Annotated in this window: 28 protein-coding genes and 3 pseudogenes; 14 read left to right on the plus strand and 17 right to left on the minus strand. The window is 69.7% G+C overall.

Annotated features, from left to right (window positions below; all coding sequences use genetic code 11):
- Positions 1–156: 156 nt before the first annotated feature.
- Together ACGFRG_RS01205 and ACGFRG_RS01210 are read left to right on the plus strand one after the other, a co-directional pair.
- Positions 157–924, plus strand: a pseudogene (locus ACGFRG_RS01205) (phosphotransferase).
- 337 nt (positions 925–1261) lie between these two features.
- Entirely contained in the window at positions 1262–1999 is a 738-nt protein-coding gene (locus ACGFRG_RS01210) for a phosphotransferase family protein (protein ID WP_393260106.1), read from the plus strand.
- Positions 2000–2107: 108 nt separating this feature from the next.
- Here the strand turns inward: ACGFRG_RS01210 and ACGFRG_RS01215 are convergent, their stop codons facing one another.
- From ACGFRG_RS01215 to ACGFRG_RS01230, 4 genes are all read right to left on the minus strand, one after another.
- Entirely contained in the window at positions 2108–2680 is a 573-nt protein-coding gene (locus ACGFRG_RS01215; protein WP_393260109.1) for a dihydrofolate reductase family protein, read from the minus strand.
- Positions 2681–2938: 258 nt separating this feature from the next.
- On the minus strand, positions 2939–3316 hold the full coding sequence (locus ACGFRG_RS01220) for a hypothetical protein (RefSeq protein ID WP_393260112.1): 378 nt from the start codon (positions 3314–3316) through the stop codon (positions 2939–2941).
- Positions 3289–3723, minus strand: a complete 435-nt coding sequence (locus ACGFRG_RS01225) for a hypothetical protein (protein ID WP_393260114.1) — start codon at positions 3721–3723, stop codon at positions 3289–3291. Before ACGFRG_RS01225 ends, ACGFRG_RS01220 begins: the two co-directional genes overlap by 28 nt.
- Positions 3724–3859: 136 nt before the next feature.
- A complete protein-coding gene (locus ACGFRG_RS01230; RefSeq protein ID WP_393260117.1) occupies positions 3860–4429 on the minus strand; it encodes a GNAT family N-acetyltransferase in 570 nt (189 codons plus the stop codon).
- Positions 4430–4630: 201 nt separating this feature from the next.
- On the opposite strand from ACGFRG_RS01230, the gene ACGFRG_RS01235 reads away from it, so the two are divergent.
- A complete protein-coding gene (locus tag ACGFRG_RS01235) occupies positions 4631–5395 on the plus strand; it encodes a maleylpyruvate isomerase family mycothiol-dependent enzyme (RefSeq protein ID WP_393260120.1) in 765 nt (254 codons plus the stop codon).
- Between the two features lie 101 nt (positions 5396–5496).
- Here the strand turns inward: ACGFRG_RS01235 and ACGFRG_RS01240 are convergent.
- Both ACGFRG_RS01240 and ACGFRG_RS01245 read right to left on the minus strand, forming a co-directional pair.
- Positions 5497–5678 (minus strand): annotated as a pseudogene (locus ACGFRG_RS01240) (IS5/IS1182 family transposase); the annotation flags it as partial.
- Between the two features lie 404 nt (positions 5679–6082).
- Positions 6083–6736, minus strand: a complete 654-nt coding sequence (locus tag ACGFRG_RS01245; protein WP_361416646.1) for a TetR/AcrR family transcriptional regulator — start codon at positions 6734–6736, stop codon at positions 6083–6085.
- 154 nt (positions 6737–6890) lie between these two features.
- On the opposite strand from ACGFRG_RS01245, the gene ACGFRG_RS01250 reads away from it, so the two are divergent.
- Entirely contained in the window at positions 6891–7853 is a 963-nt protein-coding gene (locus ACGFRG_RS01250; RefSeq protein WP_393260123.1) for an alpha/beta hydrolase, read from the plus strand.
- A 192-nt stretch (positions 7854–8045) separates the two neighbouring features.
- Here ACGFRG_RS01250 and ACGFRG_RS01255 read toward each other — a convergent pair whose 3' ends face one another.
- The gene (locus ACGFRG_RS01255) at positions 8046–8912 is read right to left on the minus strand and encodes an alpha/beta fold hydrolase (RefSeq protein WP_393260126.1); all 867 of its coding nucleotides are present in this window, start codon (positions 8910–8912) and stop codon (positions 8046–8048) included.
- A gap of 63 nt (positions 8913–8975) precedes the next feature.
- Between ACGFRG_RS01255 and ACGFRG_RS01260 the strand changes: the two genes are divergently transcribed.
- Entirely contained in the window at positions 8976–9527 is a 552-nt protein-coding gene (locus ACGFRG_RS01260) for a helix-turn-helix domain-containing protein (protein WP_361416655.1), read from the plus strand.
- A gap of 524 nt (positions 9528–10051) precedes the next feature.
- Here ACGFRG_RS01260 and ACGFRG_RS01265 read toward each other — a convergent pair.
- Positions 10052–10825, minus strand: coding sequence for a maleylpyruvate isomerase family mycothiol-dependent enzyme (locus ACGFRG_RS01265; RefSeq protein ID WP_393260129.1), 774 nt, complete (start codon positions 10823–10825; stop codon positions 10052–10054).
- 725 nt (positions 10826–11550) lie between these two features.
- Between ACGFRG_RS01265 and ACGFRG_RS01270 the strand changes: the two genes are divergently transcribed.
- A complete protein-coding gene (locus ACGFRG_RS01270; protein ID WP_393260131.1) occupies positions 11551–12030 on the plus strand; it encodes a hypothetical protein in 480 nt (159 codons plus the stop codon).
- A gap of 548 nt (positions 12031–12578) precedes the next feature.
- Positions 12579–13172: an NAD(P)H-dependent oxidoreductase gene (locus ACGFRG_RS01275; protein WP_393260133.1), complete on the plus strand. Its 594-nt coding sequence runs from the start codon at positions 12579–12581 to the stop codon at positions 13170–13172.
- Positions 13173–13244: 72 nt separating this feature from the next.
- Here ACGFRG_RS01275 and ACGFRG_RS01280 read toward each other — a convergent pair whose 3' ends face one another.
- Together ACGFRG_RS01280 and ACGFRG_RS01285 are read right to left on the minus strand one after the other, a co-directional pair.
- Positions 13245–13478 (minus strand): hypothetical protein, encoded by a 234-nt coding sequence (locus ACGFRG_RS01280; protein ID WP_393260136.1) that lies wholly within the window; start codon positions 13476–13478, stop codon positions 13245–13247.
- A 99-nt stretch (positions 13479–13577) separates the two neighbouring features.
- The gene (locus tag ACGFRG_RS01285; RefSeq protein ID WP_393260138.1) at positions 13578–14549 is read right to left on the minus strand and encodes a helix-turn-helix domain-containing protein; all 972 of its coding nucleotides are present in this window, start codon (positions 14547–14549) and stop codon (positions 13578–13580) included.
- A gap of 175 nt (positions 14550–14724) precedes the next feature.
- Between ACGFRG_RS01285 and ACGFRG_RS01290 the strand changes: the two genes are divergently transcribed.
- Both ACGFRG_RS01290 and ACGFRG_RS01295 read left to right on the plus strand, forming a co-directional pair.
- Positions 14725–15507, plus strand: a complete 783-nt coding sequence (locus tag ACGFRG_RS01290) for an alpha/beta fold hydrolase (RefSeq protein ID WP_393260141.1) — start codon at positions 14725–14727, stop codon at positions 15505–15507.
- A 22-nt stretch (positions 15508–15529) separates the two neighbouring features.
- Entirely contained in the window at positions 15530–15910 is a 381-nt protein-coding gene (locus ACGFRG_RS01295) for a YybH family protein (RefSeq protein ID WP_393260143.1), read from the plus strand.
- A gap of 96 nt (positions 15911–16006) precedes the next feature.
- On the opposite strand, the gene ACGFRG_RS01300 is transcribed toward ACGFRG_RS01295, so the two are convergent.
- Together ACGFRG_RS01300 and ACGFRG_RS01305 are read right to left on the minus strand one after the other, a co-directional pair.
- On the minus strand, positions 16007–16354 hold the full coding sequence (locus tag ACGFRG_RS01300) for a DoxX family protein (protein ID WP_361416682.1): 348 nt from the start codon (positions 16352–16354) through the stop codon (positions 16007–16009).
- Positions 16355–16522: 168 nt separating this feature from the next.
- Positions 16523–17092 carry a cupin domain-containing protein gene (locus ACGFRG_RS01305; RefSeq protein WP_393260790.1) on the minus strand — a complete coding sequence of 190 codons (570 nt, stop codon included), beginning with the start codon at positions 17090–17092 and terminating at the stop codon, positions 16523–16525.
- Between ACGFRG_RS01305 and ACGFRG_RS01310 the strand changes: the two genes are divergently transcribed.
- Together ACGFRG_RS01310 and ACGFRG_RS01315 are read left to right on the plus strand one after the other, a co-directional pair.
- Positions 17009–17497, plus strand: coding sequence for a DinB family protein (locus ACGFRG_RS01310; protein WP_361418257.1), 489 nt, complete (start codon positions 17009–17011; stop codon positions 17495–17497). The genes ACGFRG_RS01305 and ACGFRG_RS01310 overlap by 84 nt on opposite strands.
- A 137-nt stretch (positions 17498–17634) precedes the next feature.
- Positions 17635–17963, plus strand: a pseudogene (locus tag ACGFRG_RS01315) (hypothetical protein).
- Here the strand turns inward: ACGFRG_RS01315 and ACGFRG_RS01320 are convergent.
- A complete protein-coding gene (locus tag ACGFRG_RS01320) occupies positions 17960–18856 on the minus strand; it encodes an aminoglycoside phosphotransferase family protein (protein WP_393260147.1) in 897 nt (298 codons plus the stop codon). The pseudogene ACGFRG_RS01315 and the gene ACGFRG_RS01320 overlap by 4 nt on opposite strands.
- Positions 18857–18924: 68 nt before the next feature.
- On the opposite strand from ACGFRG_RS01320, the gene ACGFRG_RS01325 reads away from it, so the two are divergent.
- On the plus strand, positions 18925–19053 hold the full coding sequence (locus tag ACGFRG_RS01325; protein WP_393260150.1) for a hypothetical protein: 129 nt from the start codon (positions 18925–18927) through the stop codon (positions 19051–19053).
- 10 nt (positions 19054–19063) lie between these two features.
- Here the strand turns inward: ACGFRG_RS01325 and ACGFRG_RS01330 are convergent, their stop codons facing one another.
- The gene (locus ACGFRG_RS01330) at positions 19064–19786 is read right to left on the minus strand and encodes a dienelactone hydrolase family protein (protein ID WP_393260153.1); all 723 of its coding nucleotides are present in this window, start codon (positions 19784–19786) and stop codon (positions 19064–19066) included.
- A gap of 453 nt (positions 19787–20239) precedes the next feature.
- Between ACGFRG_RS01330 and ACGFRG_RS01335 the strand changes: the two genes are divergently transcribed.
- Positions 20240–22279: a hypothetical protein gene (locus tag ACGFRG_RS01335; RefSeq protein ID WP_393260156.1), complete on the plus strand. Its 2040-nt coding sequence runs from the start codon at positions 20240–20242 to the stop codon at positions 22277–22279.
- Positions 22279–23811, plus strand: coding sequence for an ABC transporter substrate-binding protein (locus tag ACGFRG_RS01340; protein WP_393260158.1), 1533 nt, complete (start codon positions 22279–22281; stop codon positions 23809–23811). The genes ACGFRG_RS01335 and ACGFRG_RS01340 overlap by 1 nt, the downstream gene beginning before the upstream one ends.
- A gap of 39 nt (positions 23812–23850) precedes the next feature.
- Here the strand turns inward: ACGFRG_RS01340 and ACGFRG_RS01345 are convergent, their stop codons facing one another.
- The 3 genes from ACGFRG_RS01345 to ACGFRG_RS01355 form a co-directional block, all read right to left on the minus strand.
- Positions 23851–24498, minus strand: coding sequence for a hypothetical protein (locus ACGFRG_RS01345; RefSeq protein WP_393260160.1), 648 nt, complete (start codon positions 24496–24498; stop codon positions 23851–23853).
- Positions 24499–24716: 218 nt separating this feature from the next.
- Positions 24717–25325, minus strand: a complete 609-nt coding sequence (locus ACGFRG_RS01350; RefSeq protein ID WP_361416701.1) for an antibiotic biosynthesis monooxygenase — start codon at positions 25323–25325, stop codon at positions 24717–24719.
- A 387-nt stretch (positions 25326–25712) separates the two neighbouring features.
- Positions 25713–26135 carry a MarR family transcriptional regulator gene (locus tag ACGFRG_RS01355; protein ID WP_361418260.1) on the minus strand — a complete coding sequence of 141 codons (423 nt, stop codon included), beginning with the start codon at positions 26133–26135 and terminating at the stop codon, positions 25713–25715.
- Positions 26136–26190 lie beyond the last annotated feature (55 nt).

The following is a 26190-nucleotide window of genomic DNA, read 5'->3' on the forward strand; positions in this document are numbered from 1 at the left end:
CAAGCGTGACGCTTCGCTCGGCTGGCAAATACCCAAGTGAGCGACCTGGTTCGAAGCGCATTTCAGGGCCCTCCCACACGCGACCGACCTGACGGTAGCGTGATCGACGTGACGGCTGAGGGCGAGAAGGCAGAGGGCGAAGCCCTGGTCGGCGGCATGGTGAACACGGGCGCGGTCTTCCGCCACGGTGCCCTGGTGGAACGCCCGGCGCCGCGCACCGCGCCCGCCCTCCATGCCCATCTCCTCGCGCTCAAAGAGCACGGGTTCGACGCGGCTCCGAGGCCGATCCGTCTCACCGCAGACGGCCGCGAGGAGCTGACCTTCATCCCCGGCGACGTCGCTCTACCACCGTTTCCGCGCTGGGCGATGACCGAGACCGCGTTGAGATCGGTGGGGAGCCTACTGCGACGCCTGCACGACGCCAGCGCGGCCATCGCGGTCGACGCAGGCGTCGAGTGGCCCCGATCCCTGGCCGACCCGGCGGGAGGAACGATGCTGTGCCACAACGATGTGTGCCCGGACAACGTCGTCTTCCGCGACGGCCATGCCGCAGCCCTGATCGATTTCGACCTGGCGGCCCCCGGCCGGGCAGTGTGGGACGTGGCCATGACCGCCCGCTACTGAGCTCCCATGCTCGATCCCACGTCCGCGGCAGTTTTCTACCCCGCGGGGCTGGACGCCCCGACACGACTGCGCATCCTCGCCGACGGCTACGGCCTCTCCCCGCAGCAGCGCGCTGAACTGCCCGACGTCATCGAACAGGCCACCGCATCCTGCCGAGCCTTCGTCGCTGATCGCGTGGCCGATGGTGACCCCGTCTACACCCGGGCGCTGTCCGAGCACGGTGGTTGGCAGCGTTGGGACCGCATCCAGGAGTGGCTGGTGGCTCACCACGAGATGTTCACGGCTGCCCTGTTGGGATGACTGGCTATGAGGTTGAAGAACAAGTGCCGTCCTCGGGATGCCCAACGTGCTCAGCGCTGTCCGCCCAGTACACCCGGTGGTGCGATGTCGAGATGCCCGGCATCGGATCGACGGCGAGGAGGCGTCGCATCGGCCCGGGTCGCCACCCGGCCCCCTCCCCGAACTCGTGCGCGGCCGCCACTGCCGGGTCCTCGCCCTCGCCGAGACGGTCGCCCGGCACGGCCGGATGAGCCAGCCGGTGCGGCGCACCTCAACTGGGCCCCGCGACGCACTCATCCCGGCAATCGCACGCGATAAACCCGGCGACAGCGACGGTCATCCCCGGATACTGGTCGTCATGGATGAGGTCAAGGTCGTCGTCGCCCATTCCGAGCGGGCGACCCTGCGCGTCGGCGACGTGTTCCTGAAGGTGGACGCGGATCAGGCGCGCATCGACGTCGAGGTCCAGGCGATGGCCCTGGCGCCCGTCCCGACCCCGGAGGTCCTGTGGCGCAAGCCGCCCGTGCTCGCGATCGCCGCGGTCCCGGGGACGGCACTCGGCCGCCTCGGCGAGCCGTCGACGGCGTCGCCGCAGGCGTGGGCCGCGGCGGGTGCCGCCATCCGGAAGTTGCACGACGCGCCATTGCCGCCCTGGCCCGGCCGAGGCCTCGACAAGTTGGCAGCGGATCTCGACGACGAGTGCGAGTGGCTCGTGAGGAACGGCGTCCTGCCCGCCGACCTGGTCACCCGCAACCGCCAGATCGCCGAGGCCGCGCTGCGGCCATGGACTCCGGTGTTCACGCACGGCGACCTGCAGATCAGCCACGTTTTCGTCGACGGCGACGAGATCACCGGCATCATCGACTGGTCCGAGGCGAGCCAGGGTGACGCGCTGTTCGACCTCGCCATCTTGACGCTCGGACACGAGGATCACCTCGGCGACGTCGTCTCCGGCTACGGCACCGACGTCGACCTCGACGTCATCCGCGCGTGGTGGTCGGTGCGAAGCCTGCTGGTGGTTCGATGGCTGGTCGAGCACGGCTTCGACCCGTCCGCGCCGGGCTGTGAGGTCGACGTGCTGAGATCCCGGCTGTAAGCCTGTCCGTCGATGGCCGGCTCGGCGATCCAACGCTCACCGAGCAGGTGCTCACGACGAGTGCCGTGTCCGGGGGACGCGACGGCAGCACGGAGGCGGGCCCTCTTGTCAGTGGACGACGTCGAACACGTTCTTCTGCAGGCCGTTGGCGTAGGCCTCGTGCTCGACGAGCTTCAGCTTCTGCGTGTCCTTGTCGGTGGCGCTGAACAGCCGCTTGCCCGCGCCGAGCAGGAGCGGGAAGACGAGCAGGTGGTAGCGGTCGATCAGGCCGGCGTCCGACAGGGCCTGGTTGAGGGCGGCGCTGCCGTGGACGATGATCGGGCCGCCCTCGGTCTGCTTCAGCGCGGCGACCTCGTCGAGCGAGCGCAGGATGGTGGTCTCGCCCCAGTTCGTCACCAGGTCGTCCTCGGTGAGGGTGGTGGAGACGACGTACTTCGGCATCACCTTGTACTCGGCGAACTCCGCCATGCCGGGCCACACCGGGCTGAACGCCTCGTAACTGGCACGGCCCAGCAGCATCGCGGTCGCCTCCTGCTGCTCCCGGCCCTTGATCTCGAAGGCCTCGGGCAGGAACTCGACGTCCTTGAAGGTCCACCCGGAGTTGCGGTAACCGGGCTCACCGCCCGGCGCCTCCATGACGCCGTCGAGCGAGATGAAGGCAGAGCTGATCAGGGTGCGCATTTAAGGCTCCTCAATGTTTCGTGACCGGTTCGCGGCAGGTTCGGCCGGCGCGCCCTGTGACCACACTGGCGGCTGCGGCGCACCAACCAGAATCTATGACTGCGGATCGCGGAGAAACTCATCGGTCGTCGCCGGACCCTTCCTACGGCTCGGCCGTCCGGACCGTCTCGGGGAGCCATACAGGCGCCCGGCCAGCGCAATACCGAAGCCTGCCGGGCCCGAGCCCGGGCGGGATGCCGCCCCCGCAGACGACCGCTCCTACGCGCCGGAGCAGCCGTGGCGGGCGGCCGAGGCCGTGGCGAAGGAGTCGAGGAGCTGGTTCAGTTCCTTGGGATCGCTGGTGCCGTGTGGACCGGACGTGCCGTCCGGGGCACGGTCGTTGGTGCGGACGAGCTTGAAGTACGCGGTCCCGAGGGCGCCTTTGCACTCCATACTCCGCTTGAAGGCGTCCTTCGCGGTGCCGGGGTAGCGGCCGTCCAGGCGCATCTCCTGTTCGGCCGACGGGCCGTAGTAGGCGGTCATGTGGAACAGGCCCAGGTCGGCCCGCCGCAGCGCGCACTGTTCGGTCAGTGCGCGTCCGGCGGGCCGCTCGGAGACCGTCGTCACCGTCAGCCGGGCTGCCGTGCGGGCGTCCACGACGTGAGTGCAGGTGCCGGTCGCCTGGGTGGCGGGGCGTTGGGTCGTGTCCCTCGTACGGTCGATGGTGGCGGGGCGCTCGCCCGGCTTGCCCTCGCAGGAGTGGGCGGTGGCCGCCCGGCGGGCCGTTTCGGTGGCGAGGCGGGCGACTTGGGCATCTGCTCGGCCGAGAGCCGTTCGATGGGGGCGGTGGTGTCGGCCATGACGTACAGGCCCTTGCCCGGCACGGGTGCGCAGTCGAGCAGGACGGCGGCCTGCGGTTCGGGCCGGGTGGTGAACGAGCCGTTCCACCCGTATCCGATGGGGGCCGCGTCGGCCTCGTCACCGGCGCCGTTCGCCCGGTAGGCGGCCCGGGGCCGGATCTGGAGTCGCAGGACCGGCCCGTCGTCGTGGCCCTTGGCCCACACCGAGCACCACCAACCACACAGCCTGACTACACATCAACGATGTCCGTCAAAACGGAACAAGCTCAGATAGGGCTTGATGAGGCAAGGCCGTGAGGGCTGATGACTTCACATCCACGGGCGCCGCGCCTCGCGCCGCCTACGCCTGCCGCCGCTCCCACTGCTCCTTCGTGATCTCGTACCGCACACCCCCGTGCTCGGAACCCTCGACCGCCATCATGTCGTCCGGTGTGGGGATGCTCTCCGCGAGCGTCATCCCGAGCTTCTCCATGACATTGCGCGAAGGGCGGTTCACGGTCATCGTCTCGGCCCAGACCATGCGGATGCCGAGCTCGGCGAACCCCTTCGCCAGCAGCGCCTGTGAGACCTCCGTGGCGTAGCCCCGGCCCCAGGCCGCCTGGCGCAGGCGGTAGCCGAGTTCGGCCTCCTCACGCGGGCCGCTGCGCAGCGGACGCAGGCAGAACCAGCCGACGAACGCGCCGCCGTCCTTCTCGTACGCCGCGAACAGGCCGAGGTCGTGGTCCCAACGCTCGTAGCCGGCAAGGATGCTGGGGATGGCGAGGTCGCGGACCTCCTCCGGCGGGGTCGGAGCGCCGCCGGTCAGGTAGCGCATCACCGCCGGGTCGCTGTCCAACTCGATCAGCAGGTCCGCGTCGGTGGCGGCGAAGGGGCGCAGGGTCAGGCGCTCGGACGCGAGGTAGGTGGTCACGCGAGGATCATGGCCGAGACGGGGCGGACGGTCCACGGAGTTTCGGGCCGCGTCCGTCACCGGGTGGGGTGCTGGAGGAGCAGCACGGCACGGCCGCCTTCACGTCACGGCCGAGGACCTGCCTCTATCGCTCCCCGAGCATCTCTCCCCGAGCCAATTAATCGAGTGCTGGAGTCCCGAGCCGGGTGATACAAGGTCTCTGTGACTGAATATCTCCCCTTCCCCACCCTGCTGCGGATGATCGACGAGCGGTCCGCCGCGTTCCGCGCTGCCGTCGCCGCGGCCCCCAGCCTCGACGCCGACGTCCCGTCCTGCCCGGGCTGGACGCTGTACGACCTGGCGAACCACCTCAGTGAGGGGGACCGCTTCTGGGCCTACATCGTGCTGAACACCGCGCCGGGCGACGAGCGGCCGAGCAAGGACGGGCTGGCGGCGCCCAGGGAGCGCGAGGCCCTCATAACCTGGCTGGCCGACTCGACGGAGCAACTGCTTGCTGCTCTGCGCGAGGCCGGCCCGGACCGGGGCTGCTGGGCCTGGTGGGAGCCGCTGGCCTCGCCGCACACGGTGGCCGCCGTGACCCGCCGCCGCGTCCCGGAGTCGCTGATCCACACCTACGACGCCCAACTGGCCTCCGGTACCCCGCAGGAGCTGCCGACGACCGAGGCGGTCGACGCCATCGAGGAGTTCCTCGCCACCGTCTGCACCGTCACGACCCCGTGGCCGGGCGAGCCCGCCACCATGGACTACCACGCAGCCGAGGTCGGCTGCTGGCGCCAGACGGTGGACGCCGCCGGTTCCCGCTTCACCCGCCTCACCGCGGCGGAGGCCGCCGAGAGCAAGCCCACCGCCGCCATCTACGGCACGGCGAGCGAGATGGCCCTGCTCATGTACATGCGCATCCCGAACGACTCTCTGCGGATGGAGGGCGACGCCGACCTGCTCCGGCAGCTGCAGGGCCAGGACTAGGGCCCGCCCGAGTTTCGGCTCATGGTTCGGTGAGCCTCTTCAACGCTGCCTCTCAAGGGCGAGGACGGTGTGTGCGGCCGGGCAGGGCCGGCGAGAGCCGCCGGATCGTTCTCCCCCAGGACCTTCAATAGGCCCGGTGCTCTCGCGATGAGGAGGTCGACGACGGTGGCGGCGTAGGTGTGGGCGGTGTCGATGGAGATGCCGAATCTGGCGTGACGATGAGCATGGTGACCCACTCGACCAGCGCGTGCGGCAGGTCGAGTGCGGCAGGGCAGGGAACCAACGAGGCTCCATCGCCGTGGACTTGAGACGTCGAACATCTCGACCAACGGCGCTGGGGCCTCGTCCGTTTCCACCAGGGCCCACGTCACCCGATCGAGGACGAATTGAAGAGCCTCATTGTGAACCGCTTCGGCAGGGGACGTCCGGACTTGCGCGGCGGGGGTGAAGTGCGTTGTGGGGCGCCTGGGAAAGTCGCGGCGCTCGCGTGGTGCGCCCGTGACCCATGTCGTCAGCCGATGCAGGCGTGACGACGTATCCCTTTGACAGGGAACGGCACTTCGCGCCCATCGTCCCCTTTCGCGCCCGCCCGGAACCGCGCCAGCCTTGTCCGGCCCGGGCAGCCACTGCGGTTCAGGTGACCTCGGCGACACCGGCGCGCAGGGGCCGTCCGCCCATGAACGCGCGTCAGGGGATCTGGGCCTCGATGTGGGCGAGTTGAGCGGCGAGCACTTCTTCGAACGCGGCGCGGCGGTCTGCTCCGAGGGGGCGGACGTCGCGGGCGAAGTGGGCCAGGGCGGGGAAGCGTTCGGGGTCGGCGCCGAGTACCGCGACGCGGAACTGCTCCAAGCCCTGTTCGTACTCCTGGGGGGTGAGGGTGCTGATACCGCCCTCGGAGGCGATCAGCGCGGCGAGGAGGATCACGATGCGGTGGTAGCGCACCGGGACCTCCTTGTCGGGCAGGCCGGACGCGCGCAGGGCCTGCAGCAGCTCTTCCATGACCAATCGGGATCCGGTACCGCCGGACGCGTAACGTCCCCAGATCGCGGCGAGTTGGGGCTGTTCGCCGAAGGCCTCGCGCAGGCGCAGGGCCAAGGCGGTGATGCGCTGCTTCCAGTCGCCCTCGGGGCGGTAGCCGTCCATGGCGGCCAGCAGGATCCGGTCGGCAACCGCGCGCAGCAGTTCGGTCTTGTTGCGGAAGTGCCGGTAGAGGCTGGAGGAGTCGGTCCCGAGCGCTGCGGCGAGCTTGCGCACGCTGAACGACTCGGCGTCGCTCGTACGCAGCAGTTCCGCCGCCGTGTCCAGGATCTCCTCGGTCGACCATCGCCGTCGGCCAGTCATCTCGCCCCTCTCGTCCGGACGTCAGCGTAACGCACGCACTCACTTATGCACTTGTTGATGCACGCAGTGCGTGCATAATGAGGGCAACGCGCAACGCATGTCCGGCCACGGCCACAACTACACCCGGCTCCGGCCGGGAGGGGGAGAAGGACACATGAGCGAGACCGCTACCGCGCCACGGCCGGCCGAGCCGGACTTCTCGGCGATCACAGCCGAGGAACTGCGTGCCTACCGTGACGCGGAGAACCGTTTCCGGGCCTCCAGTGCGGCGCGGACGATCCTCGGAGAGCCGGACACCGGCGCCGCGATCGCTTGGCAGGAGATCGCGCTGCCCGGCCGCGACCTACCGGTCCGGGTCTACCGTCCGGCCCCGACGGGAGACGCCGAAGCCGCAGCCCGAACCGACCTGCCGCTCGTGGTCCATGTCCACGGAGGCGGCTTCGTGGGCACGGCGGCGCAGTGCGACTGGACCAACAGCCACCTCGCCGCAGCGCTGCCCGCCCTCGTCGTCTCGGTCGAGCACCGCCTCCTCGCCCCCGACAGCCCGCTCGCGAATGCCGCCGACGACGGCTGGGACGTGCTCCAGCACGTGGTGCGGCACGCGCCGCAGTGGGGCGCCGACCCGACGCGCGCGGCCGTCTTCGGTGAGAGCTGCGGCGCGCTGATCAGCGCGCTGACGGCCATCCGGGCCAGGGAGGTCGGCCTGGAACTCAAGGCGCAGGTGCTGGTCAACCCGGCGGTCGACGTCACCGGGACGATGTTCGACTACCCCTCGATGGCCGAGTACGCATACACCCCGACCCTGACCCTGCCCCAACTGCGGCTCGTCCAGCGGCTCGCCGTCCCGCCGGGAGCCGACGCCCGCCTGGTCTCGCCGCTGTACGCCAACGACCTGAGCGGGCTCGCCCCCGCACTCGTGGTGGTACCCACCCAGGACGCGCTCGCCGACCACGGCCGCCGTTACGCCGAGCAGCTGCGCGCGGCCGGAACCTCGGTGCGGCTCACCGAATACCCGGGCGCGAGGCACGCGTTCCTCACCCTGCCCGGCGTGGAACCCCAGGCCGAGGCCGCCCAGGCGGAGATCCTCGCGTTTCTCCGCACGGCCCTGGAGAGGTGACGGGCGTCCTTCCCATCCCCGGCACTTCCCACCGCGCCCGCCTGCCCGCCCGCCAACCTGGCCGCTCTCGACCTGCACCTGACCGCCACCGACCTCCGCGACATCCGTATCCGCCAACGAGGCGGGGAAGCCGAGGGATTGATGCCACCGTGTGGGACAGGCTCAGCCGCCCCAGCGGGTGGCGCGGCTCCTTCAGACTCTCCCGGCGCTTATCCAGGTGGTCCGGCCACCGAGGCGTTCGACCCAGTCGGCGACGATTCCCGGCTGCTCGGCCTGGATGAGGTGGCCGGAGTCGACTGTTTCGAACCGGCCGTCGGGCAGTGACTCGGCCCAGCGGCGCCGATGCTCGGTCAGAGCGGCGTGGTGCCGCGCCCGGCCCCTCTGGGAACGGGAGGCCGAGAGGAGGATGGTCGGGCACGTCGGTAGGTCGGGCGGCTCGGCGCGGAAGCCGCGGATGGCTTCGGCCACGGCTCTGATCTCCTTCCGTGTCTGCGCGATGCCTGCGGGGACGAAGTCTTCGGCGAGCATGGTCGCGTAGGTGTCCGCCGGAAAGAGGCGCCGGATGTCCCTGCTGGCCAGACGGGCCAGCGAACGGGAGCGGAACAGCGCCTGCGTTACGCCCAGGGATCGGTCGACCTTCGCCGCGGTCCGGTCGAAGGTGTCGTAAACGGGCGCGCTCTCCGCTGCCGGATCGAGCAGTAACAGCCCCTGCAGCCGCGGCCCCAGTCCCGCCAAGGCGCGGCGGGCGACCAGCCCGCCCATGCTGTGCGCGACGAGCACGAAACTGGCGGGCACGACCGCCTCGACCAACGCGACCAGGTCCGCGGCCAGGTCGTCGATGCTCAGCTGGGTCGCCGTTCGGCCGCTGCGGCCGAAGCCGGCGCGGTCGTAGGCGACAAGTCTCGTCCGGTCCGCGAGCAGTGCGACCACCGGGTCCCAGCTGGTACGCCCCATTCCCCCGCCCGCCTCGAAGACCACCCAGTCCACGCCACTGCCGGACTCCTCGACATGGACAGTCCGGCCGTTCACCTGCACCGCCCGCCCCGTTGCCTGACGCATGTCCCCTCCCAGCCTCATTGTTTCCACTTTTGGAAATAGTATCGAGTATGGAATTGTGAAGCCATGGACACGACCGACGTACTTCTCCACCCGGTGCGCCTGCGCGTGGTGCACGCCCTCGCCGGCGACCAGGCGCTGACCACCGCCCAGTTGTGCGAGCGCCTGCCCGATGTGCCGAAGGTGACCATGTACCGGCACGTCGCCCTGCTGGCCGAGTCTGGTTTCCTGGAGGTGGCCGCAGAGCAGCGAGTGCGCGGCACGGTCGAACGGCACTACCGGCTACGCCAGGACCGCCCGGTCGTCGATGCCGACGACGCCGCCGCCATGACGCCGGATGACCACCGCCGGGGCTTCGCCGCCGCCATGGCCGTGCTCATCGCGGAGTTCAACGCCTACCTCGACCGCGACGGCGCCGACCCGGTGGCCGACGCGGTCTCCTATCGCCAAGGCACGCTCTGGCTCAGCCCGGACGAACTCACCGAGATGACAGCTCAGTTGCGCGCGGTGTTGAGCCCTCGGCTGACCAACCAGCCGACACCAGGCCGCGCACCTTATCTGCTCAGCCCCATCCTCTTCCCCGTCGGTCCGCCGACCCCCGACGAGACTCGGCCATGAGGCACCGGTATCGCACCTCCGCTGTCTCGGCGACTGCTACGCAGCACCCACCGGGCGCACGCCCGGCACCACGGCGGACCCTGCGCCCGGCCGCGCGGTGACGAGGCGTCGGTCTCCGTCCGCCGCAGTGCCCGGTGGCGGGCGGCGGGCCTACTGGAAGGCCGGAGGCTCGGGGACGACCGCGCTCACGGAACAGGCACTCGCATGGCTGATCACCGCGCAGGGACGGCAACAGGGACGGCCAACAGCCATCACCATGAACGCTCATGGGCATGTTGACGATCCCGACAGCGCCGACGCTTTCATCCCACCGGGCGAGGAACTGGGGCAGGTTTGAGGCTCCGCATCAGGCGACTTCGTCGTGGCGCTTGGAGACAACCCGGAAGACCAGGTTGGCCGGCTATCTCATGTCACGGGCCGTACGGACGCCGTCAGTGATCGGGCTGCGGACTGTGCGTGGCGATGCGCGCGGTTCCGCGCCCCTTCAGGCGCGCGGAACCACCACTGACTTCCACGAGTCCGCGTCAGAACGCAGAGTGGCTGAACCAGTGGGCGAGCAAGTCCGGGTCGCCCAGCAGGTGGAAGGCGTCGCTTTCGCGGTCCAGGCGGCCGTAGAGGAGCAGGAGCAGGTCCGCCGCTGTTCCCGTCACCGTGGCGTCCGCAGTGCGGGGTGCGGTGCTGTCGGCCACCAGCCCGAAGCCGTCGGGGCGCAGGCCGATCAGCCAGTCGCCGGAGCCGTCGCCGTCAACGTCAGTGCAACGGAACCGGATGGTCCGGTCGGGGCCGCGCAGTTCGGCGGTCAGCGGCGCGAAAAAGGCCGCGAACGGCAGGTTGGTGAGGAACTCATCGATGCCGTCCACCGCCAGGTCGCGGTCGATGTGCGGGGTGAGCCCGAGGGCGCGTTCAGCGTCGGCCCGGTGGACGAGGGTCTCGAAGAGCATGCGGCGCACCCAGAACCGGGCATGCTGGTCGAGCCCCCAGGCCCACATCGGCGCGTCCAGGTCGGCAGCGGCGAATACCTCAGCGGCCTGAGCCGCGCCGTCGGTCAGCCAGTCCGGGTAGCCGTCGGAGTTCTCCGGCAGACGCAGGTCGACGTTACGGCTGGTGGGCGGCTGCTGGACGCGCTGACGCAGCAGCTCGGTGAACCAGCGGTGCACGTGGCCGGTGTGCCGAGTCAGGTCGGCCAGGGTCCAGCCCGGGCAGGACGGCACCGGGGTGGAGAGATCGGCAGCCTTGACCGTGGCGACGAATGCGGCGGTCTCGGCTACGACGGCCGCGCCGTGCTGGGCGGGGTGCATGCTGGTGTCCTTTCAACGGCGACGCCCCTGACATCCCCGGACCGCCCGAGCCTCCCGGTGCGGCGACCGAGACATGGACAGATCCACCGAACAACCCCTGCAGAGGCCCGACGGGGATGCTGAAGGGGCTGGATGATTCATATCCTCAAGCAATACAATGAAGGTAAACCTCAATGGTTGAGGATGTCAACCAACCCTCCTTGAGTCCTGCCCCTGCCACGGCCCGGGCCATGCCCCCGATGGAGCGCGCCGCAGGCCTCGGTGCCAACCCATGAGCGTCCACGCTGCCCCGCATCGCCTGGTCGCGCTCACCGACGATCAGTGCGCAGCCAAGGGCACACCGGCGGATCCAGAGCCGCGAGAGAGCCCGTAACCGAATGCAGGGCGGGCGTCAGAGGATGCCGTCGGTCGTGCGGCGGTAGGTGGGAGCACCGCCGGATGGGCCAAGACGGTCCTGAACCGGTGGCGAGGACAGTGTGGTCATGACCCGCCTGATCGGCACCTCGCGACTGGACACATCCGGGGCCCTGGAATCATGTCGATGGATTCGGGTTCACTCGCACCTCGTTGGTACCAGTTTCATGCTTTCAACTTCCGCTGTTGCGGTGGACTGCTACTTTTGGCGCGCAGTCGTTGGGGGGATTGCGGCCTCCGCCGGTGAACGGACGAATCCGTTGTGCCGCGTTCCCTCACGGGCCCAGTCACGGCGATCAACTGGGGGAAATGTGTCAGCACGTGAAGACATCTATCCCATACTGGAGTCGGCGTTCCGCGCGTTCGCCAACCTCATGGAGATGGAGAACAAGGCGAGGAACAACGAGCCGATCGGCCCGAGCACCGCCAACTACGCCGCCAACGTCATCGACCTGGCAGGCAAGATCCACAACTGGGGATCCGCGAATCAGCCCAGCCACCAGGCCGCCATGGCGCCCTCCCCGACGAACCTGACAGGACGTTGGACCGATGGAGAGCTGGGGCTCTCGCTGGTCCACGAGGGCAGTTCCATCGCCATCGACGATGCGGGGAACCGATACTTCGGCGCGGCGATATCCGACGCGTACCGGGTTCAATTCCTCGCGAGCGGAACCGGTTCCCAAGGAGAGTTCATCATCTGGCGCGGAGAAGGCGACGGAAAGTCTCTCAGGATGACGATCTGGAACAGGTCGAGCGGGGGTTTCGGAAGTTTCGAGATCCACCCCGGTTGATCAGGTTCTGGAAAGGTGTATGTGGATCTCCTGCGCGTACGCGAGAGCGCCGAGTAACAGTCGCTGATAGGCACGGTGTTCCTGCTGGACGGAGCCTGGGGACCGGATCAGCCCTCGGGCACCGGCGGGCCGATCTCCGCCCAGCAACTGCCGCGTACGGCGACTTGCTTGATCAGCGCTGCTCGTGGTCGCTGCGGCCCGTACGGGTCAGTACCCCATGGTGAAGCGGCGGCGTCGGTGTGCCGGGGACTCGATCTCGTCGAGCTTACGGAGCGCGGCCAGCCCGGACGGAAACAAGTGCGTCGGGCCGGCCAACAACGGCAGCACCGCCAACGGGACCCCGCTCGTCCTGTGGGACTGCCACTACCACCCGGACCAGCGATGGTTCACCCACGCATAGCGCCGGCGCGCTGATACGGCGGGGCCGGCTCGGGCAGTCACCCGCCGGCCCCGTTCAAGGCGACCACGACGTGCGCACCCCGTCAGCAGTTCCCCCCACGGACCCGGTAGATCATTATTGAGGCCGACACTTCGACCGGGGAGGAACAGTGCGCATCGGGGTCTATCTCGCGCATCCGCGTCCGAACAGCTTCAACCACGCCGTGTTCGATGCCGTGGTGGAAGAGCTGCGCGACCGAGGGTGCCACGTTCTCGCGCATGACCTGTACGCCGAAGAGTTCGCTCCCCTGCTGACCTCCGACGAGACGGAGACGGTCCAGTCGGTAACCTCCGCCGGTGACCCGCAGGTTGAGCTGCACCGGCGGGAAGTGGCCACCCTCGATGCCCTGGTGTTCGTGCATCCGAACTGGTGGGGCATGCCGCCCGCGGTCCTCACCGGCTGGGTGCAGCGCGTACTCGCGCCCGGCGTCGCGTACAAGCTGGGCAGCGCGGACGGGGAGCCCGCGGGGCTGCTCAAGGCCGGCCGGGCCCTCATCCTGAACACCTCCGACACGCCCGCCGACCGCGAGGAGAGCGAGTTCGGCGACCCTCTGCAAAGGATCTGGGCAGCGTGCGTCCTGCCCTACGTCGGGGTCACCGACGTCCGCCGGGTCGTGTTCCGTACGGTCACCGACTCGGCCGATGAGACCCGTTCGTCCTGGCTGCACGAGGCACGTCAGCAAGCCGCCGCGCTGATGGACTGACGCGGGGCGGCTTTGACGTTGTGGTGGGGGCCGCGCGCCGGATCGCGTGCGTACGCGCGAGACGCCAGCGGCTCAGGCTCGCAGGAATCCATCCCCATGAGCGGCGATGTGGGCTTCCAAAGCGGACAGGGCATCCTGAGTGGCCTGTGCCGACCCGCTGCCGCGCCTCTCGGCGAAGTACGCCGCGCCGAGTCGCTTCAGCAGATCGTTGCCGGCGCGCTGCGCCTGCACTTCGTCCACCTTCTGCTTGCCCTGGTTCAGAGCGCTCTGCGCCTGCTCCTTGGCCCGGTCGAGAAAACCTGCCATGACTGCCTCCGATCGTGTCCCGGCATCACTTCCCGCTTCTCCGCCACGCATGCTCATGCGTACGCACGGATGGCCTAGGACCTTCGTTTGGGTGAGCCCTCAGTGTCCGTCGCCGTGGGCAGCCCGGTAGTCGCTGGGGCTCAGGCCGTGGGTGGTCTTGAAGAGGCGGCTGAAGTTGGCCGGGTCCATGAACCCCCAGCGGGCTGCTATCGAAGCCACCGTGCGGTCGGTCGCATACGGGCCGGTCAGGTCACGGCGGCAGCCATCCAGCCGACGTTGTCTGATCCAGGCCGTGATCGTCGTCTGCTCCTCGGCGAAGAGCTTCTGCAGATAGCGCAGGGAAACGTGGTGTGCCTTCGCGATCTGCCCCGGGGACAGGTCCGGGTCGGCCAAGTGCTGGTCGATGTAGGCGCGGACGCGCAGGAGGGTGGTGCGGCGAACTGCTTGCAGGTCGCTCTCCGGGCATGGTCGCCGCCGCTCGGCGAACATGGTGGCGAGCAGGTCACCGGTGGTCCGCGACAGGCTCTCCGCGCTGTCCGCGTAGTCGTGGGGATGTCCGGCCAGGCGGGTGAGGAAGGGGGCGACCAGTGCACCGACCCCTTCGGTCGCCGAAAAGCGGGTCGCCGTCACCTCGCCGGTCCGGCTGCTGTCCAGGTGGGCCAGGCGGTGCGGAAGCATGAACTCCAGCATGGAGAAGGCCTCGCGGCATACGAGTGTGTAGGGCCGGGTGGTGTCGTAACAGGCGATGTCCCCGGGGCCCAAGATTGTTTCGCGGCCGTCCTGGAGGACCACCGCGCTGCCGCGCTGCACCATGCCGACCAGCAGGTACTCGGCGTCTGAACGGCTGATCAGCCGTGGCGTCCGGTCGACGCGGCTGGGAGCTGCCGACACTCTGGCGATCTGGACCGCGCCGAGGCGGTCTGCCGTGATCTCGCCGCGGAACGGCTCGTCCTGAAGCGGCTCGACAAGCGGCTCGACGTGGACGGGCACGAAGCTGTCGCACACGACGTCCTGCCAGAAGGCCCGCCGCTCCCCCGGTGCATGGTCTTGCGTGCGCAAGAGGACGGTCATGGCCTGCTCGTTCGTTTCTGTCCGCCGCACATGGCAGGGCAACACATCGGGCCGATGCCCCATTCCCGTACGTCCCGTGCGCGTACCGACAAGCGCGCGTGCGCCTGCGAACAAACCAACCATGCCCGCACCGGGCACCTTGGAACCCACCAGCTACCCCGACGGGAGATGACAAATGCCCTACGCGCCAGTCAACGGCCAGCAGTTGTACTTCGAGGACACGGGAGGCGACGGGCCGGTGGTCGTCTTCAGCCACGGCAACCTGATGAACCGCCGGATGTGGTCGCCGCAAGTCGAGGCGTTGCGAGGCGAGTTGCGCTGCGTGGTGTGGGACGAGCGGCTGCACGGCCGTACCAAGGACGGTGGGGCCCTGCACACCTACTGGGACTCCGCCGACGACCTGCTGGGCCTGCTCGACCATCTCGGTGTCGAGCGGGCAGCCCTGGTCGGTCACTCCCAGGGCGGGTTCCTCTCGCTCCGCGCCGCGCTGCGCGCCCCCGAACGCGTCACGGCCCTGGTCCTGATCGACAGCGCCGCGGTGGCCTGGCCCCAGGAGGCCCTGGCCCAGATGAGCGGTATCAGCGAAGGTTTCCGTGCGAACGGCCCCGATGCGGTGGCTCCGGTTCTGCTCGACATATTGCTCGGCAAACCCGAGATCCATGAGGAATGGCTGCGCGTGTGGCATGAGGAACCTCGGGAGCGGCTGGCTGACGCGGTGGCCGTGCTCATGGGCGTCGACAACGTCTTCGCCCGCCTCGGACAGATCGGTCAGCCGACCCTGATCGTGCACGGCGAGGCCGACCAACCGGTCCCACTGCCGCTCGGGCAGATGCTGCGCGACAACCTGCCCGGGGCCACGGACCTGATCGTGGTGCCGGGCGCGGGACACACCCCGAGTCTGACCCACCCCGACCAGGTCAACGGCCCACTGACCGCCTTCCTTCACCAGCACGCCTGAGCCCTGCCAAAGGAACCGAACCATGAAACCCACGCCCACGGATCCGGCGCTGCTGCCCATCGCCTTCGAGGACGCGCTCAACGCTCATGACGCCGACCGGGTGCTCGCGCTGTACGCGCCGAACGCGACGATGCGCACGGTCACCGGCGAGGTGATCAGCGGAAGCACCGCACTGCGGCAGGAGGTTGAGCAGACGATCGCCGCCCACCCGCACATCACCAACACCACCCGCCATGTCCTCATCGGCGACGGTACCGCTCTGGTGATCGTCGACTGGAGCATGCAGCTGACGACGCCGGACGGCCACCGCGTCGCCGCGTCGGGCACCACCGCGAACGTGGCGGGCCGCAACACCGACGGCACCTGGCGCTTCACCATCCTCAACCCGACCGGCACGGCCTGACGCACTCCAGCCGGCCGCTGGTCCGGCCGGCTCTGCCGCCGGTAGGCGAGAGTGCTCGCCTACCGGCGCTACGGAACCGGGCACCCCCGCTCCCGTTCAGGCGGCGTAACCGAGGACCAGCGTCGCCACGATGGGCGCGAGATACAGGACGGGGAAGGCGACGGTCTTGTACGAGCGGGCCCGCAGCACCGTGACGACCGCGCCCAGGAAGTACAGCACCAGGGCGACCCCGGCCGTCACACCTATCGCGGGGACCGCCAGACCGACCAGCAGGCCGATCGCCCCGGCCGACTTGGCCAGCCCCAGCAGGGTCCACGACGAACGCGGGACGCCGTACTCGATGAGCGGCTGGGTGACGAAGTCGGCCCGGCGCAGCAGCGAGAACCCGGAAAAGCCGACCCAGGCGGCGGTGAGAACGGCAACGATGACGTAGGTGATGGACATCGGACACTCCTATGCGTGGTGATGCAGATTCAGCGGACGATCTGGAGTGACGGCGTCGGCATCGCCGCGCACCCTCACACCTGGCTGAACCGCCTCGGCCCCGATGTGTGACAGCGTCGGCGCGGAAATCTCAGAAAAGTTCGTCAGCGGCAAACTCACCGGCTTCGCTCACCGCTGAGACTCGGCCCGGAACGAACCGTCGGGCCGTTGGAGGTCGGGGTGTACGTGCGCCCGCACCCCCTGCAGGCCGAACAGTACGAGGAGTTCGACCGCCTCACCGTCGGCGCTGCCCAGCCAGTGCGGCAAGGACGTGTCGAACTCGGCCGCCTCGCCGGATGGCAGCGTCAGGTCGCGGTCGCCGATGACCAGGCGCAGGCGGCCGCTCAGCACGTAGAGCCATTCGACGCCTTCGTGGGTCTTCGGGGTCGGTGCGAGCGGTGTCGGGCGGGCGGGGATGATCAGCTTGAAGGCGTGGACCCCGCCGGGGCGCCGGGACAGCGGGACGAACGTCATCCCGTGCCGGCTGATCGGCTTGAGGTGGATCCGGGGATCGCCGGTGCGCGGGGCGCCGACGAGGTCACCGACCATGTGCTCGTCATCCGCCGTACCGCCGCCGCCCAGGCGTAGGGGAAGGGATACCTGTTGTCCAGCACCATGCCCCGCGGCCGCCGCCGTGACACCCCGCCACCGCGTACCGGGAGCAGCGAGACCGAGGTCCTGCGCGGGTTCCTCGACTATCTGCGCACGTCGGTCGCCGCGAAGGCCGAGGGCGCGCCCGAGCCGCACGTACGAGCGGCAGCCGTGCCGTCGGGCACGAATCTGCTCGGCCTGCTCAACCACCTGACATTCGTGGAGCGTTCGGTGTTCCTCGGGGATGAGGTCGGCGACTGGCAGGCGACCTTCCAGGCCCCGCCCGGTGACAGCGTGGCCGATGTCATCGCCAGCTACCGCGACACTGTCGAGCGCGCCAATGTCGTACTCGACGGGTGTACGGACCTCGGCGCACCCATCCCTCGACGGCAACCCAAGCGCCCCGCTCCCAGCCTCCGCTGGGCGCTGACCCACATGATCGAGGAGACCGGCCGTCACGCGGGGCATGCGGACATCATCCGCGAACTCATCGACGGTGCGACCGGCCGCTGATCCGCGCGTCCGCCGGGTCGCGGCAACGGCCAGAACTGCCCACACCACCCCCAACGTTGCCCATGTCGCGATGGGCCCGATCGTCACCACCGGGGACCTGCGGACGCAGCCAGGAAGCGGTGGTCCAGAATCAGGGCATGGACGTCCCCAAGCTGCTCGAAGCCGCTTCCCTGCTGGTTCCCGAAGACATCGCCACCGAGAACGACATCACGGTCAACGATGTCTGGGACTACCTCATCCACGACGAGTGGGAACTGGCCCTCGACCTGCTGGAAGAACTCGGCGACGTCCATCCGCCTCCGCTGGGCTTCTGGGAGCCCCCCCCCCGACGGGCGAGCCGACTCTGAACATCGCCCGGCTCTGGGCGGAGTTCACACCCTCCCTGGGCCCTGGCGGACGCTCCACGGTCCGACTCGCTCCCCTCGACCCCTCGCAGTGGCGACCGAGCAGGCGGTCTGCCTCCTAGATCGATGCCAGAACACGGTCGAGCGCCGCCCGGCCAGCGGGTCCCCACGTCGGCTTGCCGCCTGGCAAACCCCGCTCCCCGGCGCGGCCCATGAGGATGAGGAAAAGGCTCTTCGCGGCCGCCAATCCTCGTGCGCGCCGGATCATCGACTCGTCCGCGTATGCGTACGCGTCGAAGAACCGTGCAGCCGCCCCTGCGGGAAGGAGCACCCAAGCAGCCGCGAGATCGGCCGCCGGATCACCGGCGCACATGTCGCCGAAGTCGATCACGCCCGAGAGGGTTCCGTCTGAGACGACGACATTCGCTGGATGAAGGTCGCCGTGCAGCCATACGGGCGGGCCCTCCCAATCGGGAGCGGCAACGGCCTCGTCCCATACATCCCGGACCTTTTGGAGGTCAGCGGCATCGCCTTCGGAGGTGACCTCCTCAAGTCCCTTTTCGAAACCGTCCGAGAGCGTTTTGAGGGGAACACCGCGATCCTGACTGACCGGTGCGTCTGCAGGCGCCTTCATATGGAGTGCCTTGAGGAAACCCGCCAAGGTGTCGGCCGCGCTGGCGTGGCTGATGGGAGCGTGGTCGGCTGGGTTGCCGGGGACCCATTTCGCGATTGTCCATGGCTTGGGGAAGCGTGCGGACGGTTCACCGATCCGCACGGGGGTCGGGACGGGAAGTGGTAGATGTGGGGCCAGGGTCGGCAGCCACTGGTGCTCCTTGCGCAGGAGAGACGGCGCGCGCTCCGTGCGTGGCATCCGCACGGCCAACTCGTCTCCGAGACGCCACAGTTGGTTGTCCCAGCCGCCGACCACCTCACGCAGGTCCAGTCCGGCCAGGTCCGGATGCTGCTCACGCACCAGAGAGCGCACCAAGTTCTCATCGATCTCGAAGCTGTCCATGATCTCACTCAACCATCGATGAGACCGCTCAACCTTCACTGCGACAAATCCGTGGGCCGGTACCGCCGATGGCTGGTAGCGCCGCGAGCACGGCGGTTGTGCATCTGTCGGCCGCCGCACTCATCGAGGAGGGCCGGGACCCGTCCTCGATGAGCGGCGGCCTGGCCGACACCGCCTACTGTGTGCTGGCGGCCTGACGGCCCGGCCTCACTTCAGGTGCCGACCGAAGAACCGGTCCCCGTCTTCCACCTCGAACCACGGGGTGCCGGTGTGCCCGCCCAGATTGGCGTGCACGGTTTTCTCCTTGGTGCCGAAGGCGTCGAACAGGTCCAAGGCTCGCTGCCGGGGGTTCCCTTCGTCGTCCCACTGCAGCAGGAACAGCAGGGGAATGGTGACCTGCCGGGCCTCCTCGCGCTGGGCGTGGGGCACGTAACCCCCGGCGAAGAAACCGGCGGCCTTGATGCGCGGCTCGACCGTCGCCAGTCGGATGCCGAGGGCAGTCCACCCCGAGTACCCGACCGGGCCGCCGATCTCGGGCAGCGCGAGGAGGGCGTCCAAGGTGGTCCGCCATTCCGGGGCCGCCTTTTCGACCAGCGGGCCGACGAGGGACTCGAAGATCTCGTCGACCGGCTCGCCCGCCTGCATCGCCCGCCGGAGGTCGGCGCGGGTCTGCTCGTCGGCGGCGGAACGGGGCCGGTCACCGCACCCGGCGGCGTCGATGGAGGCCACCGCGTAGCCGCACGCCGCGGAGTACCGGGCCCGGGCCACCAGCCGGGGTTCCCTCTTGGGCAGGCCGTTGTTGTGAGCCATCAGGATCAGCGGGGCCGGTTCGGCGGACTCAGGCGTCCACAGGGTGCCGGGGATCTCGCCGAGGGTGAATTCGCGTTCGAGGACGCCGTCGTCGAGGCGCTGTTCGGAAGTGAATTGCATGGTCGTGCCTTTCGGGAGTGCTGCTGAACGGCGCTCCCGGACGACCTATCGCCCGACCGTGACCCCGGAGGAGAGCACCCATGTCGTTTTGTTCACGGGTACCACCTCCTCGTTCTCTCGCACGGCCTCCGGAAAGGTAGCAGTGGCCGCCGTGGTCCGCCAAACGGGTTTTTACGAAGGCTCCGCGGCCGGATGCCCCGGAGCCACTCGCCTCAAGGCCAGAGCCGTGCAGTCAGGGCTTCGAGCGGCCGAGCCCCGCCCATACGCCGCAAAGGGCGTCGAGTCCGCCGCACTCACGCCACTCCTCAACCACCCCATAGCCGAAGGAAGTCCAAAGCCCCCTGAAAAACCTTCAGGAAGCCACCACAGAAAGGACCTCCACCTCAACCGCCAGTGGCTACAATGGAGTTGGCACGGCGCAAACCGTAGTCCCTTGGTGCTGGGGGAGGCTCCGTGGGCGGGGAACTCCATGGCAGAGAGCCGGTTCTCGCCGCTCTCGTGCCCAGACTCACCGGCTACTCCCCCGCCGCCCGGTCCAAGGCGCGCCCCGAGCACGCCGAGGACCTGCCCGTCATCGCGCTCACCGGCGGCCGGGGGCTCGGCAAGACAGTGCTGCTGCGGCGGATCGCGGAGGACTACCGGCCACATGCCCCGGTCGGCTTCCTGGACTGTGAGAGCGACGAGTTCGCGGGGCCGTTCGAGGACACCTGGTCGGCGGCGGCCGAGGCGCTGCTCTCGCTCGGCATCCAGTTGGGGCCCAGACCGACGGGCGCGCCCAGGGAAGCACGTGCCATCGGGTTTCTGCGGCTGCTGGCCGGGCTGCTCGCGGTGGCGAGCGGTGGCTGGCCCTCCGACGACGAGCGCCTGAGCGAGCACTGGCAGCGGATCGCGCTGCTCGCCGCCCCGGACCCACGCGGGAGAGAGCGGGCCCGTACGTGGGTCACCCAGGTGCTGACCCAGCTCGCCACCGAGTTCGCGGGGGTGCCGCCGCCCTTCGAGTCGGTCGTGAGCACCGCCGTCGACTCCCTTCTCCAGGAGCTGTTCGACCGGCAGAAGCGAGCCGTCATCAAGGGGTTCGGCGACTATCCCCACGCGGGCGGCGACGCCCACCGCGGGCTGGTGCTGCTGGCCCAGGACTTCCGGCGGGGCGGCGACTACCGCACCCAGGCCGAGCACCATCTGGCCCGGGCGCTGCGAGCCGATCTGGAGGCCGCCTACCAGGGCCTGAGCGGCTGGCGCCGGACGGCGACCCGGCCGCTGGTGCTCATCGACAACGCCCACCATCCGCTCGGCCGGGCCCTGCTCCAGCCGATACTGCGCGACCGCGCCGACGGCCGCCCGGACCGCACAGTGATCCTCGCCGCGCTGCGCGCCCACGACGAGGTGCTGCTGCCGCCGCAGGTGCAGCACTGCTCGGTGGCCGCCGTGCGATACGTAACCCCGTGGGCACGCCCTGCCCGGCAGGACCACGACGCGGGCGATCCGTCCCACGGCCTCCTGGAAGTGCGGCTGACGCCTCTGGAGCCGGCGCATGTGCGCCGTATGGTCGACGCCGAGGCGCCCGACCCGGACACCCCTCCCCGGCTGGCCCGCGCCATACACCGACTGACCGGGGGTCAGCCCACCGGCGTGAGCCTGCTCGCCCGGGCCGCCGGGCAGCACCACGAGCAGCCGCGGCTGCTCACGCCCGGCACCCTGCTGGCCACCCGACTCCCTTCATTTGAAGGAGAGTTGGGCGGCATCACCAGGGACCTGCTCCTGGCCCGGTTGGTGCCCGCCGGTCGGCTCAGCCGCCTGACCGTCCTCGCGGCGGCCCACGACACCGTGTCGGCGGCCGCCCTCGCCTCGATACGGCTACGCGGCGACGGCGGCACCAGCGGCGTGTACGACCTGGCGGCGGAACTCACCGAGCAGCGCTGGCCCGCCGACCCGGAGTACTTCGTCGGCGACGTACTGCTGCGGACACTGCTGCTGCACCGTCTCCGCCACCTGGACGCCGGGCCCGTCCCGGCGGTCTGGAACGCCGTGCACACCACGTTGATCGGGCACTACCGCGACGATCCGGCGCGCCGCCTGCACCATGAGCTCGCCCTCGGTGAGACGGGCAACGCGGTGGCGCGGCTGCGCGAGACCTTCGCCGCGCCGAACACCGCCGCCTGGCTCGACGAGCTGCGGTTCATCGCATCGGCGCCCTGCTTCGCCGTGCCCGACGAGCGGCGCGCGGTGGCCCTCGGTGAGACCGACGCGGACCAGCCGCACCCGCCGGGCGTGGACCTCGCGCTGCACCTGCGTATCCGCCGACTCCTGTACGCCGCGTGGCAGTTGAGCGATCCACTGGCGCTGCCCGACGACGAAGTGGTGGAGAAGCTGCGGGACGAGCTGCGCTGGCTGTCGGAGGCCCACCCGACCGGCAACCGGACGCTGTGGCAGGCCTCGCGGTCCTGGCCCGCGGCCGTCCTGGAATGGCGCCCGTTACCGCAGAGGAGCACCTGATGGGGCGAGTGTACGACCTCTTCTGGCGCACCCTGCTGCGCCGGGCTCTGTCCTCGGCGCTCACCCTGGTCCTGGCCTTCGGGGCGGCGTACGCGGTGTGGGACAAAACCCATACCGACCGGTCCTGCCCGGCGGGCGAGAGACCCAAGGGCAGCAAGGAGTGCATCGGAGTCGCGGGCGACGGCTACGACTTCGACGTGCCGCAACTGCACCAAGTGACCGCCGCGATCAGCCGCGAGAACGACAGCCTCAAGCCCGGTTCATACGTCACGGTCGCACTGTTGCAACCGTTCACCGCGCAGGACGCCGCCACCCGCACCTCGACGGTGGAGCAGGCGCAGGGGGCTTATCTCTCCCAGTACAAGGCCAATCGTCAGTCCAACGACCAGTCGCCCAAGATCCGTCTGGTCCTCGCCAACGTCGGTGCGAACACCGCCCATTGGGACATCACGGTGAGGCGTCTCAAGGGCATGACGGGGGCGCCCGACCAGTTGCGGGCCGTCGCCGGGGTCGCCTTCAGCAACGCCCCCACCCAGGCGGCGGTCACCCAGCTCACCCAGGCGGGCATCCCTGTGGTCGGTTCCACCATGACCGCCGACTCCCTCGCCAACGCCAGGACGGGGCCGCCGCGTTATCCCGGCCTCGCCCGGGTGTCCCCCACCAACCAGGACGAGGCCCGCGCTCTGATCGACTTCGGGCGGCCGGACGCCAAGAAGGCCGTCCTGGTGAAGGACACCCGCACCACCGACGAGTACACCGACACCCTCGGCACCGCCTTCTCCCGGTTCCTCGCCGGTTCCCCGTACGAGCCAGGCCTGTTCACCTCACCGCCCGACCCGGCCGACGACGGCACCACCGCCAACACCTTCCAGCAGATCACCCATCTGCTGTGCGACTCCGACGCGGACACGGTCTTCTTCGCCGGACGCCACCCCCAGCTGCGCCAGTTCGTGAACGCCCTCGGTGAACGCGGCTGCCAGCAAAGGGCGTTCACCGTCACCACCGGGGACGAGGGCGCCCTGCTCTCCGCGGACCCGAAATTCGACAAGGGCGCCCTCAAGCGGAAGGTGTCGGTGCGCTACGCGGCCCTCGCTCACCCGGACGCGTGGACCGGTGGCCCCGGCACCCCGGCCACGGGCGGCTCCCCGACCGCGTACCGGACGTTCGCCGACCTGGTGACCCAGGCGCGGCGCCCGGACGTCGGCCCCATCGGCCCGCTCTCGCTGCTCGACGGGGAGGCCATCGCCGCGTACGACTCACTGGAGAGCGCCGTCACCGCGATCCGGCAAGCCACGGTGAAGGACCAGACAATGCCGCTCATCGCCGACGTGGCGACGCAGTGGCCTCTGATGAAGGGCTCGCTGCGGGTGGAGGGAGCCAGCGGCTGGATCTGCCTGGGCAACGAGGGAAACCCGTACGACAAGGCGGTGCCGGTGGTGGAGCTGAACCCCGACGGCACCCCGCACCTCCTCCGCGTCGCCTGGCCGGAGGGCCGTCCCCCGCAACCTAGCTGCCTGCCGCCGGCACCCTGAGACGGTGAGGAGCCGCGCGGGTGCGGAGCCCGACGACCGCTAGCTCACTTCCGCGCTCTCCAGCACCGCGTCCACGGTCCGCCCGTCGTCCGTACCGTCCGTCGCGCCGCTGGACGACGCGGCGCCGAGCGTGATGCCGAGCAGGAACCCCGAGCGGCTGTCGCTCTCGGCGATCAGCGTCATGCGCAGTCGGCCCGGCCGACCCGTGCTGTCGGCGACCCGCAGCGTGACCGTGTGCGCCGGACGGCCACTCACCATGGTCGCCCGGGACTCCTCGACCGTCGCCTGGCCGTCCGGGTAGAAGAACTCCGTGTTGGACCGCGCGTACAGCTCCGTCCGCGCCTTCAGTGAGGACTCCTCGACGGCCGGGCCCCGCCCGGCGAGCACCACGTCGGATTTGGCCGTGACGGACGAGGTGAACGCCTGGATCAGGTGCTTGCCGTCGTTACGCTTCCAGCCCTCGGGCACGGCGTACGACAGCCCGGCCGCCTCGTCCGTCACACGCGGCCGACCGGCCAGCGGCCCCTCGTCCCCGACCCGGGTGAAGCACCATGCGGCCGCCCCGGCGATGAGGGCGAGCGCCGCGACGGCCCCCACCAGCCACGCGCGCCGGACACGCGGGCGAGCGGGCGGAACCGGGGGCGCGGGCGGGAAGGGCGGCGGGGTGACGAAGGTCGGTGTGGTCATGGCTCCAGCATCGGCCGCGCGCCTGGCCGGGGAATGAGCGCTGATACTCAGCCACGTACTCAGATTCCCCTCTCCCAGGCGATTGCAGCCGCCAGAGCGGCAACTGGGGCACCGAAACGAAGGGACCACCCATGATTGACGATCGGTGCTCCAACGTCGGGAAGCGGTGCACCAGGGCCCGGAAACCTACCGGGCCCTGGGTGTGAGTCGGGCTGTCGTCAGTCGCGGCGGTCGAGGAGGACCACCTCGAACTCCTCCAGCGCGATGACGCTCATCGATGTCGCCGCTGCCGCCTTCGCCCTGCTCGCGGCCTGGGCGCTACGGGAGCCGGCCAGAGCGTCGCGGGTCTGCCACAAGGTGCCGACCGAGCCGAACCCGGTGTTGCGGTCGGCGAGCAGCGCGGCTCCGGCGAAGCCCGGCGTCGTTTCGAGGGTGGGCAGTGCGCTGGACCGGAACACCTCGGCCATCTCGTCGAGCTTGTCCGGTGGGATCCGGAAGCGCGCGAGCCGGAAGCCGCCGCCCGCGTCCACCTTCGGGCTCGGTGTGTAGGCCAGCGCCTCCGAGGTCATCACGAACTGCGACGACGCGAAGGGCGCCAAGAGCTCCGCCCGGCGCTGCTGCAGGTGCTCGTTGCTGGTGTGGGCGTTTTCGACGGTGTCCCACCAGCTGCCCATGGCGATCTTGCCGATCTCGCGGTCGGCGAAGAGTCCGTAGCCTTGGTAGCCCGGCTGGTCGGAGAGCAGCTTGACGGCCTCCGCCAGCAACCCGTCCAGGGCCTGGTCGATCTTTCCCGGATCGCCCGTCACGTAAGCCGTACGTACGTACATGAGCGGCCCCCATTCCTGTTTCCGTGTACCTGATTACGACGCTCCTCCGAAGGAAACGCCGTCGCAACCCGGGACAAGGGGGCGCGCCCCGGGAGAGCTTCGCGGCGGCCCGCCCTTTCAGTCGGCTCAGTCGGCGAAGCCCGGTCAGCAGGGCCCGGAAGGCATCGCGCCACAGCCGCTCCGGATCGAGCTCGGTGGTGCTCGGATATTGGGGCCAGGTCCTGGAGACCGATCCGGCCGACCTTCAGGCGTGGATCGACGGCAAGGTGGCCGGGCTCCGAGTCCCCTGCCTGGCGGTGTTCGGACAGCCGGCCACCGACGGCGAGCGCGAGCGCCTGGCCCGCCCCGCCTGCCGGACGCGCAGATCGAGGAATGGACGGGCAGGCGTCAGTGCGCCGCGAGCCTTTCCACCAGCGCAATCGCCCGCGCCAGCGACTCCCGCTCCTCCCCCGTCAGTTCCGCCTCAATCGCCCGCGCCAGCCAATCCGCCCTGCGCCCCCGCTCCTCCTCCAGCAGCGCCTGCCCGGCGGAGGAGAGCTCGACCAGACTCTTGCGGCCGTCGGTCGGATGCGCCCGGCGCGTGATCAGCCCCTGCTCCATGAGCAGCCCGACGGCTCGGGCCATGGACTGCGGGCGCACCCGCTGGTCGGCCGCCAGTTCGCTGGTCGTCATCGCACCGCTGCGGTCCAGCGCACCGAGGACGGCCACCTGACCGTGCGGCATCTGGTCTTCGAGCTTCACGCGCCGCGTGAGCTTTCCCATCGCGATGCGCAGTTCGGCCGCGATGGCGGCGGATTCCGGAAGGGGCATGCCGAATTTTAACGCAGCCCTGCTGAACAGCAGAACTGCGCAGGTGAACTTTACA

Origin of the sequence: Streptomyces sp. NPDC048696 (assembly GCF_043198895.1) — a bacterium.
In the GTDB taxonomy this organism is placed as follows: Bacteria; Actinomycetota; Actinomycetes; order Streptomycetales; family Streptomycetaceae; genus Streptomyces.